The sequence below is a fragment of the Streptococcus infantis genome (genome assembly GCF_047463655.1).
Taxonomy (GTDB): Bacteria; Bacillota; Bacilli; order Lactobacillales; family Streptococcaceae; genus Streptococcus; species Streptococcus infantis_Z.
This window is the reverse complement of the sequence record NZ_JASHDM010000020.1, coordinates 1-15,477: the sequence shown is the minus strand read 5'-3', so window position 1 is coordinate 15,477 and position 15,477 is coordinate 1. Positions and strand designations below refer to the sequence as shown.

Here is a 15,477-nt window from a genome sequence, read left to right as displayed (position 1 = left end):
TTAATAAGAGGTAAAATATCTGGAAGAAGATATCAGAGGATTTCTTTGGTTGCAGGGCTAACAAATGGTGAGTTAATCGCTCCAATGACTTACGAAGAGACGATGACGAGCGACTTTTTTGAAGCTTGGTTTCAGAAGTTTCTCTTACCAACATTAAACACACCATCAGTTATTATTATGGATAATGCAAGATTCCATAGAATGGGTAAGCTAGAGCTCTTATGTGAAGAATTTGGGCATAAACTTTTACCACTTCCTCCCTACTCACCTGAGTACAATCCTATTGAGAAAACATGGGCTCATATCAAAAAGCACCTCAAAAAGGTATTGCCAAGTTGCAATACTTTTTTCGAGGCTCTTTTGTTCTATTCTTATTTCAATTGACTATATCTTTCAGAGGTCATTTTTGTCTTTTTTTTGCCACTTTATTAATAGTTAATATCTTTTATAAGTTTGTTATATTTGATTCTTTTATTTTAAGTAATTTTGTAGTATATTTAATAGATTTCACACTCATTTAAAATCAAATAGTGCAGAAATTTCAATGTTTAAACATTTATGTCTTAGTTTTTATTAAAAACTTTTTCGTTGACTTATTAGAATACGGTAAGTCCATCAATCGGATGATAAGTTTTCAAGTTTATACTTTGAACATGATATTTTTTAAGCAGGTTATTAATAAAAAGTGCTCTGTGATTTTAATTGAGTATCAGAAGTAAATCTTTAATGGATTGTGAGGGGGTGTTTTTTAGTTCTTATGATTCTTTTTCAATTAAGTTAGCTCCCATATTTTCTACAATGATTTTTCCTATAGCTCTTTTTTATTTTGAAATGTATTTTTATATATCTGTTCTGTCAATTTTCTGTAACTGTTATTAATTTTACTATTCACAATAGGACATGATAGAAGTATCTTCCCAGGTTCTTCTATTTTTTTGTTATACTCATTTTATCAATAGAAATGGAGTTAAATACAATGATTGAACAGATTTATGAACAATATCTTGATTTTTATGATGTTATTGAAAAGGAATATAGTTATTTAGTAGATAATGATTTAGAATGGGAAGTTTTTCATCTTAGATTTTTACTCTATTATTTAGTTCGGTACAAGCTTGATATTATGCATCCTTTATTTTCTTACCACTATAGAGCTTGCTACCGTTTGTATATCGAACAGTTATTGATTTCAAGTGACTGTGTTGAGGGATAATTTATAATTTTTATATTTCCGAACGATTTTATAGTTTTTTCTTTTCATAATATAAATTTACAATATTTTTTTGATATTAATTTTCTAATTTTCTCTAATTCCCTAATGTTTCTGGTTTTTGGTCTTGAAAAAATTGAGAATCTTTATTATAATAAATTGTAAGATATAATTGCAGGTGAGATTCCTGCCATGTATGTGAGAAAGGAAGAGCCTAAGGGCTCAGACAAGATTATGACTTCAGTTGTTGTTGTAGGTACCCAGTGGGGTGATGAAGGTAAAGGGAAGATTACAGACTTCCTTTCAGCGAATGCAGAAGTGATTGCACGTTACCAAGGTGGCGATAATGCTGGTCACACAATTGTGATCGATGGAAAGAAATTTAAGTTGCACTTGATTCCTTCTGGAATTTTCTTCCCTGAAAAAATTTCTGTCATTGGGAATGGGATGGTTGTAAATCCTAAGTCACTTGTGAAAGAGTTGAGCTATCTTCATGATGAAGGTGTTACAACAGATAATCTACGTATTTCTGATCGTGCGCATGTTATTTTGCCGTACCACATCGAGTTAGACCGTCTGCAAGAAGAAGCTAAGGGTGAAAATAAGATCGGTACTACTATCAAGGGTATCGGGCCAGCTTATATGGATAAGGCTGCTCGCGTTGGGATTCGTATTGCGGATCTTTTGGATAAGGAGATTTTCCGTGAACGTTTAGAACGAAATCTTGCTGAGAAAAATCGTCAATTTGTAAAATTGTATGATAGCGAACCTATTTCATTTGATGATATTTTTGAAGAATATTATGAATATGGTCAACAAATCAAGAAATATGTGACAGATACATCTGTTATCTTGAATGATGCGCTTGATAATGGTAAACGTGTGCTTTTTGAAGGTGCACAGGGTGTTATGCTAGATATCGATCAAGGTACTTATCCATTTGTTACGTCATCAAACCCTGTAGCTGGTGGGGTGACAATTGGTTCAGGTGTCGGTCCAAGTAAGATTGACAAGGTTGTAGGTGTATGTAAAGCCTATACGAGTCGTGTAGGAGACGGTCCTTTCCCAACTGAGTTGTTTGATGAAGTAGGAGAACGTATCCGTGAAGTAGGTCATGAATATGGTACAACAACTGGTCGTCCACGTCGTGTGGGTTGGTTTGATTCAGTTGTCATGCGTCATAGCCGTCGCGTTTCTGGTATTACTAACCTTTCATTGAACTCTATCGATGTTTTGAGTGGTTTGGATACGGTGAAAATCTGTGTGGCTTATGATCTGGATGGTCAACGTATTGATTACTATCCAGCTAGTCTTGAGCAATTGAAACGTTGCAAGCCTATCTATGAAGAGTTGCCAGGTTGGTCAGAAGATATCACTGGAGTTCGTAATTTGGAGGATCTTCCTGAGAATGCGCGTAACTACGTTCGTCGTGTGAGTGAATTGGTTGGCGTTCGTATTTCTACTTTCTCAGTAGGGCCTGGTCGTGAACAAACCAATATTTTAGAAAGTGTTTGGTCATAAGAGATTTTTAAGATTTGTTTAAGATAGTTCAGCTATACTATAGATAGTTACAAGAAGACCTCCTAACTTGTTGTAACAAATATCCTAAACTTTTCTTTTTCATAATAATCTCCCTATAGAGTCACCGCATTCGGTGGCTTTTTTTGTGTTGGGATTCATGATATAATAATAAAATCGACAAGTAGGAAAAGGGAAAAGAGATGGATTATACGCTTGAAGAAAAAGAAGTCTTTATGAGGGAGGCTTTGAGAGAAGCTGAGATTGCCTTGGAACACGATGAAATTCCAATAGGTTGCGTAATTGTAAAGGATGGAGAAATCATTGGTCGGGGGCACAATGCACGTGAGGAGTTGCAACGTGCGGTCATGCATGCGGAAATTATGGCCATCGAGAATGCTAATTTGAGGGAAGAAAGTTGGCGCTTACTCGACTGTACACTTTTTGTGACTATAGAGCCCTGCGTTATGTGTAGTGGGGCGATTGGGCTTGCTCGTATCCCTAAGGTAGTTTATGGGGCTAAAAATCAGAAATTTGGCGCCGCTGGCAGCCTCTACAATATCTTAACAGATGAGCGCCTAAATCATCGTGTAGAGGTTGAAACAGGGATTTTAGAGAGTGAATGTGCAAGTATTATGCAGGGATTTTTCAGAAATCGACGGAAAAAATAATTTCTCTTTTAAAATCTTTGGGAATGTGGTATAATAACAAGTGGAGCAACAGTTCTGCGTGAAGCGGGTCAGGGGAGGAATCCAGCAGCCCTAAGCGATGTGAATTGTGTGCTCTTTTTTCGTGCTTTTTTCGAATAAATAAGATAAAATAGCCTAGAATAAATGAGAATAGAAAAGAGAAGATTATGAAAATTCGTGGTTTTGAATTAGTTTCTAGTTTTACAGATGAAAATTTGCTACCGAAGCGTGAGACAGCACATGCAGCTGGTTACGACTTAAAGGTTGCTATGCGCACAGTTATTGCTCCAGGAGAGATTGTCTTGGTTCCGACAGGGGTCAAGGCTTATATGCAACCGACAGAAGTGCTTTATCTTTATGATCGTTCTTCAAACCCTCGTAAGAAGGGCTTGGTTTTAATTAACTCAGTTGGGGTTATTGATGGGGATTATTATGGAAATCCTGGGAATGAAGGGCATATTTTTGCGCAGATGAAGAATATCACAGACCAAGAGGTTGTTCTTGAAGTTGGGGAACGTGTAGTTCAGGCTGTTTTTGCCCCATTTTTAATCGCAGATGGAGATGAGGCAGATGGTGTTCGGACCGGTGGATTTGGATCAACTGGGCACTAAGATGAAGATTATCTTTGTACGTCACGGGGAGCCAGATTATAGTATGCTTGATAAACTTGAAAATCCGCAACTATATAGTGGTTTTGGTCGTGATTTAGCACCATTGACAGGAAAAGGTCGCAATCTGGCAAAAGAAGTTGCTAAAACTGCTTGTTTTGGAAAAGCAGAGATTATTATTTCATCGTCTGTGACGAGGGCTTTAGAAACAGCACATTATATAGCAGTTGAAACAGGATTGGACTTATTTGTGGAGCCGTTTTTTCATGAGTGGCGTCCGGACTTAGATGGCACTAACTCTGATTTAACTAGTGTATTGGTAGCTCATAAATATTATCTAAAACATCAAGGAGCTTTATCTGAAGATTCTCCTTATCGCTATGAAACTGATCTAGAGATGCGTCATCGTTTTTTAACAGCTTTGGAAAAATATAAAAATTATAAAACTATTATCATTGTAACTCACGGAATGCTGATGCGCCAGTTTGTGCCAAATGAGAAGATTGATTTTTGCCAAGTGATTGAATGTGAGATAGAGATATAGAAAGAGGTTTATTATCGCAAAGAAAAAGGTGACATTTGTGTGTCAAAATTGTGAATATAATTCCCCAAAGTATTTAGGGCGCTGTCCAAACTGTGGGTCTTGGTCTTCTTTTGTTGAGGAGATTGAGGTTGCAGAGGTCAAGAATGCGCGTGTGTCCTTGACGGGGGAGAAAAGACAGAAAGAAGAAATTTGCGACCGGCTTGCTGCTTGTATCTTCTCGTATCTTTGAGAAGCGTCGGGCTTCTTGCTTTACTAATCCAGATTTAAAAGATTTTTTAGAGGAAAACGGTGCTAAAAGTATAGAGTTTATAGGGGTAGATGGCAATGGCTGTGTTAAGGCTTCCGTTTTGGCAGCTACCAAGGAGAATTATCAGGTTTCTGTCGATTTGTCTGCTGTCGGAGTTGCCAACCAGAAGAAATTCTCTAAAACACTGAAGCAGTGGCAAGATTGGATAGTTTTATGGGGATCTTAATATGAAAATTATTTTTATCCGTCACGGGGAGCCAAATTACCTTGAGTTAGAGGAGCGTTCCTATACTGGATTCGGGATAGATTTGGCACCCTTATCTGAGAAAGGAAGACAACAAGCTCAGGAACTTTGCAAAAATCCTTTGTTTGGCTCAGCTGATATCCTGGTGTCTTCTGCAGTGACGCGAGCTTTAGAAACGGCTTTTTATGTATCCTGTGCTACTGGCCTTCCTTTGAGGGTAGAGCCATTATTGCATGAATGGCAGGTTTATGAAACAGGTATAGAGAACTTTGAAACAGCTAGATGTCTGTTTTTAGAAAACAAGGGGGAGTTGCTCCCAAATTCTCCTGTTCAATATGAGACAGCTGTAGAGATGAAGTCTCGTTTTCTAGAATGCATGGCTAAGTATCGGGAACATCAAACTGTGGTAGTTGTAGCCCATCGCATGCTCATGCGTCAATTTGTACCGAATGAAACCATTGATTTTTGCCAAGTGATTGAGTGTGAGATAGAGATATAGAAAGAGGTTTATCATCGCTAAGAAAAAAGCGACATTTGTATGTCAAAATTGTGGGTATAATTCCCCTAAATATCTGGGGCGTTGTCCTAACTGTGGATCTTGGTCTTCTTTTGTTGAGGAAGTTGAGATTGCAGAGGTCAAGAATGCGCGTGTGTCCTTGACAGGGGAGAAAACCAAGCCTATGAAACTGGCTGAAGTGACCTCCATCAATGTCAATCGAACAAAGACCGAAATGGAGGAGTTCAACCGTGTACTCGGTGGGGGTGTGGTACCAGGGAGTCTCGTCCTAATTGGTGGAGATCCAGGTATTGGAAAATCAACCCTTCTCTTACAAGTCTCAACCCAGCTGTCTCAAGTAGGGACAGTTCTCTATGTCAGTGGGGAGGAGTCTGCTCAGCAAATCAAACTCCGTGCAGAGCGTTTAGGTGATATTGATAGCGAGTTTTATCTCTATGCAGAGACCAATATGCAGAGCGTGAGAGCTGAGGTGGAGCGAATCCAACCAGACTTTCTTATTATCGACTCTATTCAGACTATTATGTCTCCTGAGATTTCTGGAGTTCAAGGTTCTGTGTCTCAGGTGCGTGAGGTGACTGCAGAACTCATGCAGCTGGCAAAAACCAATAACATTGCCATCTTTATTGTAGGTCATGTGACCAAGGAGGGCACTCTGGCTGGGCCTCGTATGTTGGAGCATATGGTGGATACAGTACTTTACTTTGAAGGAGAGCGTCACCACACCTTTCGTATTTTGAGAGCGGTCAAAAACCGTTTTGGCTCCACCAATGAGATTGGGATTTTTGAGATGCGGTCGGGCGGTTTGGTTGAGGTACTCAATCCGAGTCAAGTTTTCCTAGAAGAGCGTTTGGATGGAGCAACTGGTTCGTCCATCGTGGTGACCATGGAAGGAACCCGTCCTATTCTTGCGGAGGTTCAGGCCTTGGTGACACCGACCATGTTTGGAAATGCCAAGCGGACTACAACAGGCCTTGATTTCAATCGTGCTAGCTTGATTATGGCTGTTTTGGAGAAACGGGCAGGTTTGCTTCTCCAAAATCAGGATGCTTATCTCAAATCTGCTGGTGGTGTCAAATTGGATGAGCCTGCTATTGATTTGGCAGTTGCGGTTGCTATAGCTTCGAGCTATAAGGACAAGCCAACCAATCCTCAGGAATGTTTTGTAGGAGAATTAGGTTTGACTGGAGAAATTCGGCGCGTGAATCGTATCGAGCAGCGCATCAATGAAGCAGCGAAACTTGGATTTACAAAAATCTATGTACCGAAAAATTCCTTGACAGGTATTAAGCCACCTAAGGAAATTCAGGTGATTGGAGTGACGACTATCGGAGAAGTCTTGAAAAAAGTATTTGCCTAATAGTCTTACTCAGTTTTAGATTGCAAAACACTTTATAGCTAATATTTATTAAAAACAAGGAGGAATTTCTGATGAAATTTTCTATGGATAGTCAAATGCAATTTCCTTTGGTAGAGTTATCGCTCAACCAAGGAGAAACAGTCTTTATCCAGCGCGGTAGCATGGTTTACCACACACCTAATGTCAGCCTCAATACCCAACTTAATGCGAGTGGTTCTGGTTTGGGACGTTTTGTCAAAGCTGTAGGACGTTCTATGGTTTCTGGTGAAAGTACCTTCATTACTCAAGCTATTGCAGAGTCTGATAACGGACATCTTGCTTTAGCACCAGATACTCCTGGTCAAGTGATTGCTCTTGAGCTAGGTGAAAAGCAGTATCGATTGAATGATGGGGCCTTTCTAGCTCTTGATGGTACAGCCTTCTATACAATGGAACGTCAATCTATTGGAAAAGCTCTGTTCGGAGGTCAAGGTGGTCTTTTTGTTATGACTACCCAAGGTCAGGGAACTCTTTTGGCCAATGCTTTTGGCTCTATTAAGAAAATTGAGCTGCAAAACCAAGAAATAACCATCGACAATGCCCATGTGGTAGCTTGGAGTCAATCTTTGGACTATAATATCCACTTAGAAAATGGCTTCTGGCAGTCTATTGGTACAGGCGAAGGAGTGGTGAATACCTTCCGAGGTACCGGTGAGGTCTATGTACAAAGTCTCAATCTTCAAAGCTTTGCAGGCTCTCTTAACAAGTATATTCAAAAAGGTTCATAATAATAAAAAAACTAGGGCAGAAACCCAAGCTAGAAGCTGGATGTCTCTGTCCTGGTTTTTTAATAGGGAGGTTGACAGCTGACAAATACTCTTAAAAGTGATAAGATAGGAGAAATATTTGATTATCAAATTTTTAAAGGGGGAAATCGTGTCGTATTTTGAACAGTTTATGCAAGCCAACCAGGCTTATGTTGCCCTGCATGGGCAGTTAAATCTGCCAATCAAGCCGAAAACAAGAGTAGCCATTGTGACTTGTATGGACTCACGTTTGCACGTTGCACAAGCTTTGGGGTTAGCACTTGGAGATGCTCACATTTTACGGAATGCGGGCGGTCGAGTGACAGACGATATGATTCGCTCACTCGTGATTTCTCAGCAACAAATGGGAACAAGAGAGATTGTGGTTCTTCATCATACAGACTGTGGTGCTCAGACATTTCAAAACGAAGAGTTTCAAGAACATTTAAAAACTGAATTAGGGGTTGATGTCTCGGGTCAAGATTTTCTCCCTTTTCAAGACGTTGAGGAGAGTGTTCGTGAGGATATGCAGTTACTTCGAGAATGCCCATTGATTCCAGATGATGTGGTTATTTCAGGGGCTGTTTATGATGTAGATACAGGCAGTATGAGAGAGGTATACTAACTTTTCCTTTGTGAGTTCCTATCTTCCTATGAGATAGAATGTCTAAGTTGTCACATTTCAGCTTGAATATAAGGAATATAAATGAGCACAAGACAAGGGGATAAATGTCCATTCTTGTCTTATTTTTTATTGAAAAATCAAGAAAAAAGCGCTACAATGGTAGTTGGAAAAATGTTGTGAAAAAACACAAGTGATACATAAATACTGGAGGAAATCATGTCTTTTTCTGATTTAAAGCTGTTTGCCCTTTCTTCAAATAGAGAATTGGCAGAGCGTGTGGCGCAAGAGATTGGGATAGAGTTGGGAAAATCGACTGTACGTCAATTTTCAGATGGAGAAATTCAAGTTAATATCGAAGAATCGATCCGTGGAAAACACGTCTTTATCCTACAATCAACTAGCTCACCTGTAAATGACAATCTGCTAGAAATTTTGATTATGGTAGATGCTTTGAAACGCGCCAGTGCAGAATCTGTCAACGTTGTTATGCCTTACTATGGCTATGCACGTCAGGATAGAAAAGCGAGAGCGCGTGAGCCAATCACTTCAAAACTTGTGGCAAATATGCTAGAAGTGGCTGGAGTGGATCGTTTGTTGACGATTGACTTGCATGCTGCACAGATTCAGGGATTCTTTGATATTCCTGTCGATCACTTGATGGGTGCTCCTTTAATTGCAGACTACTTTGAGCGTCGTGGCATGGTTGGTTCTGACTATGTGGTTGTCAGTCCAGACCATGGTGGGGTGACTCGTGCTCGTAAATTAGCAGAGTTCTTGAAAACTCCAATTGCTATTATTGACAAACGTCGTAGCGTGGACAAGATGAATACCAGTGAAGTGATGAATATCATTGGTAAGGTGGAAGGTAAGACTTGTATCTTGATTGATGATATGATTGATACAGCTGGAACTATTTGTCATGCGGCAGATGCACTTGCTGAAGCTGGAGCTGTCGAAGTTTACGCAAGCTGTACGCACCCAGTTCTTTCAGGGCCTGCTATGGATAATATCCAAAAATCAGCTATTAAAAAATTGGTTGTTTTGGACACTATCTACCTACCAGAAGAGCGTTTAATTGATAAGATTGAGCAAATCTCTATCGCTCATCTCTTGGCAGATGCCATTATCCGTATCCACGAAAAACGTCCTCTATCTCCATTATTTAGTATTGAGAAAAAAATCTAACGAATTCGTTGGATCAGACAAAACTCCTAACAAAGTGATAGGCCTTGTTGGGAGTTTTTTGGTAGCAGAATTCTGCAAACCCTTTCAAAATATGCTATACTGATGAAAAAGGAGGATTTTTATGACTCAAGAATTTATCAATCCAAGTGATGGCGTGATTCGTCAGTATCTAGAAACCAGTAAGACTCTAGCAGTAGTGGGCTTGTCTGACCGTGAGGAAACAACTAGCAATCGAGTGACAAAGGAAATGCAGGCTCGTGGCTATAAAATCATACCAGTAAATCCTAAGGCTGCAGGTGGGGAAATCTTAGGAGAAAAGGCTTATGCCAGTCTAGCTGAGATTCCTTTCCCTGTAGATATCGTCAATGTCTATCGTCGTAGTGAGTTTCTGCCCGATGTGGCACGAGATTTTCTCAAGGCTGATGCTAAGATTTTCTGGGCGCAACTAGGACTTGAAAGTCTAGAAGCGGAAGAAATCTTGCGTGCTGGAGGTTGCAATGATATCGTGATGAACCGTTGTATTAAGAGAGAACATACACGCTTAATTCTTGAACAATAAAAAGGTAGCTTGCGGGCTACCTTTTGTCTTATGTGACTTTCAGTCCGTCTCGCTCCGTTAGGTGCGAGACAAAAAAACCACCCGCTATGCGGGTGCGCATCGAAGGTTATACCAAAAAACTCCAAACGCGATACAATTAAGGTGTTCAAGCCAATTGTAAAGCGAAAGGAGAAAAATATGGCTCAAAAAGCACATAGTTTATCACACACAAAATGGATGTGTAAATATCACATTGTGTTCACCCCTAAGTATAGATGAAAAGTGATCTATAATCAATATCGAAGTAGTTTGGGAGAAATATTCCATAGATTATGTAGTTATAAAGGTGTTGAGATTATCGAGGGCCATTTAATGCCAGATCATGTTCATATGTTGGTAAGTATTCCACCTAGAATTAGTATTTCAAGTTTCATGGGATATTTAAAAGGTAAAAGCGCTCTAATGATGTTCGATAAACACGCAAATCTGAAATATAAGTTTGGAAATCGACATTTTTGGGCAGAGGGATATTATGTGAGTACAGTTGGCCTCAATGAAGCCACAATTAGGAAATATATTCAAGATTAAAGAAATTATCCAGTGGATGATTTCTTCACGAGTATAAAAAATTGAGAACGAGTAAAGCATGATATAGCACTAGATAAATTAAGTGTTAAAGAATATGAGGATCCCTTTAGGGATAGTGGTAAGTAATACTCACGCCTCTTTAAGAGGCAAGTGACGAGTCAAGAGCAATGAGGCTTGAACAAGGTGAAAGCCAGAGTCTTTAGGCGCTGGCTAGTTATCTGGGCTTATAGCCCTGGTACAAATCACCCGTTTGACGGGTGGTCATGATTAGAAAATACCGATGAGCGTTTGCATGCCGAGGCTAGTCAGGATGATGGCAATCCAGCAGAGGGCACCAAGAAGAATGGATTTACCGCTGGACTTAATCATAGCAATGAGATTGGTTTTGAGGCCGATAGCGCTCATGGCCATGATGATGAGGAATTTAGATAGTTGTTTGAGAGGTGCAAAGAAGCTACTGCTGACACCGAAGGAAGTAAGGAAGGTGGTTAGCAGGGAAGCTAGGATAAAGTAGAGAATGAAAACAGGGAAGATTTTTTTAAGTTTTACTCCTTGGTTGTTGCCTTGTTGACGGCTTTGCCAGTAGGAGAGGAAGAGAGTGATGGGAATGATAGCTAAGGTGCGTGTCAATTTGACAATAGTAGCAGACTCAAGAGTGTTTGTGTGGTAAAGACTATCCCAGGCGCTGGCAGTGGCTGTTACAGAGGAAGTATCATTGACTGCAGTACCTGCAAAGAGGGAGAAGCCCTCGTTTGATAGGTGAAGCCAGGTTCCTAGGGTTGGGAAAATAAGAGCTGCCAAGACATTGAAGAAAAAGATAACAGAAATGGCTTGGGCCACTTCTTTTTCCTTGGCGTGAATAACAGGAGCAGTCGCTGCAATGGCAGAACCGCCACAGATAGAAGATCCAACTCCAATCAAGGTAGCTAGCTTTGTATCTAGGTTAAAAAAGCGCTGGAAGAGATAAGCGATGATCAACGCAATAGAAATAGTTGAGAGGATGACAGGGAGTGAAGATTTTCCAACTGCGAAAACTTGAGAGATATTGAGTCCAAACCCAAGCAAGATAACAGCATACTGAAGCAATTTTTTGGAGCTATAAGTCAAACCAGCATCCAGTTGTTTATAGGGAGTGAGAAAGGGGTAGAGAATCATTCCGATAAAAATGGCGAAAACAGGTGCTCCCACAACAGGCAGAAAGCCTCCTAAAACCCAAGAGATGATAGAAATGATCAGACAGACTAACAGTCCTGCCCAATTTTTTGATAGAAATGACATAAAAACCTCCTAAAATAAATACTCCTTATTATAATCTTATCTGTCAGAAAAGTAAAATAGAAAGTAGGAATAAGGTTGTAAATTAACGGAATTTTGCGGTCAGAGAGCTTTTGTAGTATAATAGATATATGTTCTTTGATCAAGGAGGATATATATGGACTTAACCAAACGCTTTAATAAACAATTAGATAAGATACAAGTTTCCTTGATTCGTCAGTTTGACCAGGCTATTTCTGAGATTCCTGGGGTTCTACGTCTGACATTGGGAGAGCCTGACTTTACAACTCCAGACCATGTTAAGGAGGCGGCTAAGCGCGCCATTGACCAAAATCAATCCTACTATACAGGGATGAGTGGTTTGATGACCTTACGCCAGGCAGCTAGTGATTTTGTAAGAGAAAAATACCAGCTTGACTATAATCCAGAGAATGAAATCTTGGTCACAATTGGTGCGACAGAGGCTCTATCAGCTACTTTGACAGCTATTTTAGAAGAGGGTGACAAGGTTCTCTTGCCAGCTCCTGCCTATCCAGGTTATGAACCAATTGTTAATCTAGTTGGTGCAGAGATTGTCGAGATTGATACGACTGAAAATGGTTTTGTCTTGACTCCTGAAATGCTGGAGAAGGCAATTTTGGAGCAGGGTGACAAGCTCAAAGCAGTCATTCTTAATTATCCAGCCAACCCTACAGGAATTACTTATAGTCGCGAACAGTTGGAAGCCTTGGCTGACGTTTTACGCAAGTATGAGATTTTCGTTGTCTGTGATGAGGTCTACTCAGAATTAACTTATACAGGGGAAAATCATGTATCTTTGGGGACTATGCTGAGAGATCAGGCCATTATCATCAATGGTCTATCCAAATCTCATGCTATGACAGGTTGGCGTTTAGGCTTTATCTTCGCACCAGCAAACTTCACAGCCCAACTCATCAAGAGTCACCAGTACTTGGTCACTGCCGCAAATACCATGGCTCAACATGCTGCGGTAGAAGCCTTGACGGCTGGTAAGAACGATGCAGAGCCGATGAAGAAGGAGTATATCCAACGTCGGGACTACATTATCGAGAAGATGACTGACCTTGGTTTTGAAATCATCAAGCCAGACGGTGCTTTTTATATCTTTGCTAAGATTCCAGCAGGCTATAATCAAGATTCCTTTGCTTTTCTGAAGGATTTTGCTCAGAAGAAGGCTGTTGCCTTTATCCCTGGTGCAGCTTTTGGTCAATATGGAGAAGGTTATGTGCGCTTGTCTTATGCGGCTAGTATGGAAACCATCAGAGAGGCTATGAAACGTCTTGAGGAGTACATGAGAGAAGCATGATTCAGTCTATTACGAGTCAGGGGTTGGTGCTCTACAATCGTAATTTTCGTGAGGATGACAAGCTAGTCAAGATTTTTACAGAGCAGGTCGGTAAGCGCATGTTTTTTGTCAAACATGCCGGTCAATCCAAACTGGCTCCAGTTATTCAACCTTTGGTGCTGGCTCGTTTTCTTTTACGAATCAATGATGATGGGCTTAGTTATATTGAAGACTATCATGAGGTGATGACCTTTCCAAAAATCAATAGTGATCTCTTTGTCATGGCCTATGCGACCTATGTGGCAGCTCTGGCAGATGCTAGTTTGCAGGACAATCAACAGGATGCTCCCTTGTTTGCTTTTTTACAAAAGACTTTAGAGTTGATGGAAGAGGGTTTGGATTATCAAGTTTTGACTAATATTTTTGAAATTCAGATTTTGACACGTTTTGGGATCAGTCTTAACTTTAATGAGTGTGTCTTTTGCCATCGGGTCGGTCAGGCTTTTGACTTTTCTTTCAAATATGGCGCTTGCTTATGTCCTGAGCATTATCATGAGGATGAGAAACGTTGTCATCTGAATCCAAACATTCCCTATCTGCTCAATCAATTTCAAGCTATTAACTTTGAGACTTTAGAGACTATTTCTCTCAAGCCTGAAATCAAGCAAGAATTGCGTCAGTTCATGGATCAAATTTATGAAGAATACGTAGGAATTCACCTAAAATCAAAGAAATTTATTGATTCCCTAGCTGATTGGGGACAATTACTAAAAGAGGAAGACAAATGAAAAAAATCGCAGTAGATGCAATGGGTGGCGATTATGCACCTCAAGCTATTGTAGAGGGAGTCAATCAAGCCCTTGCTGACTTTTCAGATATTGAGATTCAACTTTACGGAGATGAAAGTAAAATTAAGCAATATCTAACAGCTACAGATCGCATCAGTATTATCCATACAGATGAGAAAATTGATTCAGACGATGAACCAACAAAAGCCATCCGTAAGAAGAAAAATGCAAGCATGGTCTTGGCGGCCAAGGCCGTCAAAGATGGGGAGGCAGATGCCGTGCTCTCTGCAGGAAATACCGGTGCTTTGCTAGCGGCAGGATTTTTCATCGTTGGTCGCATCAAGAATATTGACCGACCTGGACTTATGTCAACCTTACCAACAGTTGATGGGAAAGGTTTTGATATGCTAGATCTCGGTGCCAATGCAGAAAACACAGCCCATCATCTTCATCAATATGCCATCCTAGGTTCTTTCTACGCTAAAAATGTTCGTGGAATTGCAAAACCACGAGTTGGTTTGCTTAATAACGGGACAGAGAGCAGTAAGGGAGATCCACTCCGCAAGGAAACTTATGACTTGCTAGTAGCTGATGAGAGTTTGAACTTTATCGGTAATGTGGAAGCGCGTGATTTGATGGAGGGTGTTGCAGATGTTGTCGTGGCAGACGGTTTCACGGGAAACGCTGTGCTAAAATCCATCGAAGGTACAGCCATGGGAATCATGAGCTTACTTAAAAATGCTATTACAGGTGGTGGACTTCGAGCAAAACTTGGTGCTCTTCTTCTCAAGGATAGCCTTAGAGGTTTGAAAAAGCAGCTCAACTATTCAGATGTTGGGGGTGCAGTCTTGTTTGGTGTTAAGGCGCCTGTTGTCAAGACTCATGGCTCAAGTGATGCCAAGGCTGTGTACAGTACGATTCGTCAGATTCGTACCATGCTAAAAACAGACGTAGTTGCTCAAACTGCGCATGAATTTTCAGGAGAATAATATATATGACAGAAAAAGAAATTTTTGACCGTATCGTGACCATTATCCAAGAACGTCAAGGAGAAGACTTTGTAGTCACAGAGGCCTTGAGCTTGAAGGATGATTTGGATGCTGATTCGGTAGATTTGATGGAATTTGTTCTAACCGTTGAGGATGAATTTGGAATTGAAATCAGTGATGAAGAAATCGACCATCTTCAAAGTGTGGCAGATGTATTGAAAGCCATTAAAGATAAAATCTAATATATAGCAACATGCAAGTCATGTTGTTTTTTTATTTCTCGAAAAAAGATATAGTCAATTGAAACAAGAACAAGACAAAAGAGCCTCGAAAAAAGGGCTCTATAATTTCTGTAGTGGGTAAATCCCCTATAGATATTATGGAGCCTATTTTGTTGTAGAAAAAAAGTCCCATAAGACCTATAATGAAAAGCAACCAAACCATCATTAGAAAGAATCTTATGG

General features: G+C 40.1%; 17 protein-coding genes, 1 other RNA gene and 3 pseudogenes. 20 read left to right on the top strand and 1 reads right to left on the bottom strand.

Features of this window, described 5'->3' with window-relative positions:
* From QM877_RS09945 to tnpA, 16 genes and pseudogenes are all read left to right on the top strand, one after another.
* Window positions 1-384: transposase (locus tag QM877_RS09945; RefSeq protein ID WP_414318311.1), on the top strand; the 384-nt coding region annotated here is incomplete at its 5' end.
* 592 nt (window positions 385-976) lie between these two features.
* Window positions 977-1,213: a sigma(X)-activator ComW gene (gene comW / locus QM877_RS09940; protein ID WP_414318310.1), complete on the top strand. Its 237-nt coding sequence runs from the start codon at window positions 977-979 to the stop codon at window positions 1,211-1,213.
* Between the two features lie 231 nt (window positions 1,214-1,444).
* On the top strand, window positions 1,445-2,731 hold the full coding sequence (locus tag QM877_RS09935) for an adenylosuccinate synthase (RefSeq protein ID WP_248034538.1): 1,287 nt from the start codon (window positions 1,445-1,447) through the stop codon (window positions 2,729-2,731).
* Between the two features lie 200 nt (window positions 2,732-2,931).
* Window positions 2,932-3,399, top strand: a complete 468-nt coding sequence (tadA, locus tag QM877_RS09930) for a tRNA adenosine(34) deaminase TadA (RefSeq protein WP_414318309.1) — start codon at window positions 2,932-2,934, stop codon at window positions 3,397-3,399.
* A gap of 32 nt (window positions 3,400-3,431) precedes the next feature.
* Window positions 3,432-3,529: signal recognition particle sRNA small type (gene ffs / locus QM877_RS09925), an RNA gene on the top strand.
* Between the two features lie 55 nt (window positions 3,530-3,584).
* On the top strand, window positions 3,585-4,028 hold the full coding sequence (locus tag QM877_RS09920; RefSeq protein ID WP_414316333.1) for a dUTP diphosphatase: 444 nt from the start codon (window positions 3,585-3,587) through the stop codon (window positions 4,026-4,028).
* Between the two features lies 1 nt (window position 4,029).
* Window positions 4,030-4,569, top strand: a complete 540-nt coding sequence (locus QM877_RS09915) for a histidine phosphatase family protein (protein ID WP_414318313.1) — start codon at window positions 4,030-4,032, stop codon at window positions 4,567-4,569.
* A 10-nt stretch (window positions 4,570-4,579) separates the two neighbouring features.
* Window positions 4,580-4,741 (top strand): annotated as a pseudogene (locus QM877_RS09910) (DNA repair protein RadA); the annotation flags it as partial.
* Window positions 4,737-5,042 (top strand): annotated as a pseudogene (locus tag QM877_RS09905) (isochorismatase family protein); the annotation flags it as partial. The pseudogenes QM877_RS09910 and QM877_RS09905, both read left to right, overlap by 5 nt.
* A gap of 1 nt (window position 5,043) precedes the next feature.
* Window positions 5,044-5,559 (top strand): histidine phosphatase family protein, encoded by a 516-nt coding sequence (locus QM877_RS09900; RefSeq protein WP_414318308.1) that lies wholly within the window; start codon window positions 5,044-5,046, stop codon window positions 5,557-5,559.
* Window positions 5,560-5,569: 10 nt separating this feature from the next.
* Complete coding sequence (gene radA, locus QM877_RS09895) at window positions 5,570-6,934, top strand: DNA repair protein RadA (RefSeq protein ID WP_414318312.1); 1,365 nt, start codon at window positions 5,570-5,572, stop codon at window positions 6,932-6,934.
* Window positions 6,935-7,005: 71 nt separating this feature from the next.
* Entirely contained in the window at window positions 7,006-7,701 is a 696-nt protein-coding gene (locus tag QM877_RS09890) for a TIGR00266 family protein (protein WP_248034526.1), read from the top strand.
* Window positions 7,702-7,849: 148 nt separating this feature from the next.
* Window positions 7,850-8,344 carry a beta-class carbonic anhydrase gene (locus QM877_RS09885; protein ID WP_006147430.1) on the top strand — a complete coding sequence of 165 codons (495 nt, stop codon included), beginning with the start codon at window positions 7,850-7,852 and terminating at the stop codon, window positions 8,342-8,344.
* A gap of 216 nt (window positions 8,345-8,560) precedes the next feature.
* Window positions 8,561-9,529: a ribose-phosphate diphosphokinase gene (locus QM877_RS09880; RefSeq protein WP_000010179.1), complete on the top strand. Its 969-nt coding sequence runs from the start codon at window positions 8,561-8,563 to the stop codon at window positions 9,527-9,529.
* A 121-nt stretch (window positions 9,530-9,650) separates the two neighbouring features.
* The gene (locus tag QM877_RS09875) at window positions 9,651-10,088 is read left to right on the top strand and encodes a CoA-binding protein (RefSeq protein ID WP_311522404.1); all 438 of its coding nucleotides are present in this window, start codon (window positions 9,651-9,653) and stop codon (window positions 10,086-10,088) included.
* A 177-nt stretch (window positions 10,089-10,265) separates the two neighbouring features.
* A pseudogene (tnpA, locus tag QM877_RS09870) lies at window positions 10,266-10,781 on the top strand (IS200/IS605 family transposase).
* A 141-nt stretch (window positions 10,782-10,922) separates the two neighbouring features.
* On the opposite strand, the gene QM877_RS09865 reads toward tnpA, so the two are convergent.
* The gene (locus QM877_RS09865) at window positions 10,923-11,933 is read right to left on the bottom strand and encodes a YeiH family protein (protein WP_414318307.1); all 1,011 of its coding nucleotides are present in this window, start codon (window positions 11,931-11,933) and stop codon (window positions 10,923-10,925) included.
* Window positions 11,934-12,087: 154 nt separating this feature from the next.
* Between QM877_RS09865 and QM877_RS09860 the strand changes: the two genes are divergently transcribed.
* From QM877_RS09860 to QM877_RS09845, 4 genes are read left to right on the top strand one after another with little or no spacing between them, the layout of a single operon-like run.
* On the top strand, window positions 12,088-13,257 hold the full coding sequence (locus tag QM877_RS09860) for a pyridoxal phosphate-dependent aminotransferase (protein WP_414318306.1): 1,170 nt from the start codon (window positions 12,088-12,090) through the stop codon (window positions 13,255-13,257).
* Complete coding sequence (gene recO, locus QM877_RS09855) at window positions 13,254-14,024, top strand: DNA repair protein RecO (protein ID WP_049549411.1); 771 nt, start codon at window positions 13,254-13,256, stop codon at window positions 14,022-14,024. The genes QM877_RS09860 and recO overlap by 4 nt, the downstream gene beginning before the upstream one ends.
* The gene (plsX, locus tag QM877_RS09850; RefSeq protein WP_049549410.1) at window positions 14,021-15,013 is read left to right on the top strand and encodes a phosphate acyltransferase PlsX; all 993 of its coding nucleotides are present in this window, start codon (window positions 14,021-14,023) and stop codon (window positions 15,011-15,013) included. The genes recO and plsX overlap by 4 nt, the downstream gene beginning before the upstream one ends.
* A gap of 5 nt (window positions 15,014-15,018) precedes the next feature.
* Window positions 15,019-15,255 (top strand): acyl carrier protein, encoded by a 237-nt coding sequence (locus QM877_RS09845; protein ID WP_049549409.1) that lies wholly within the window; start codon window positions 15,019-15,021, stop codon window positions 15,253-15,255.
* Window positions 15,256-15,477 lie beyond the last annotated feature (222 nt).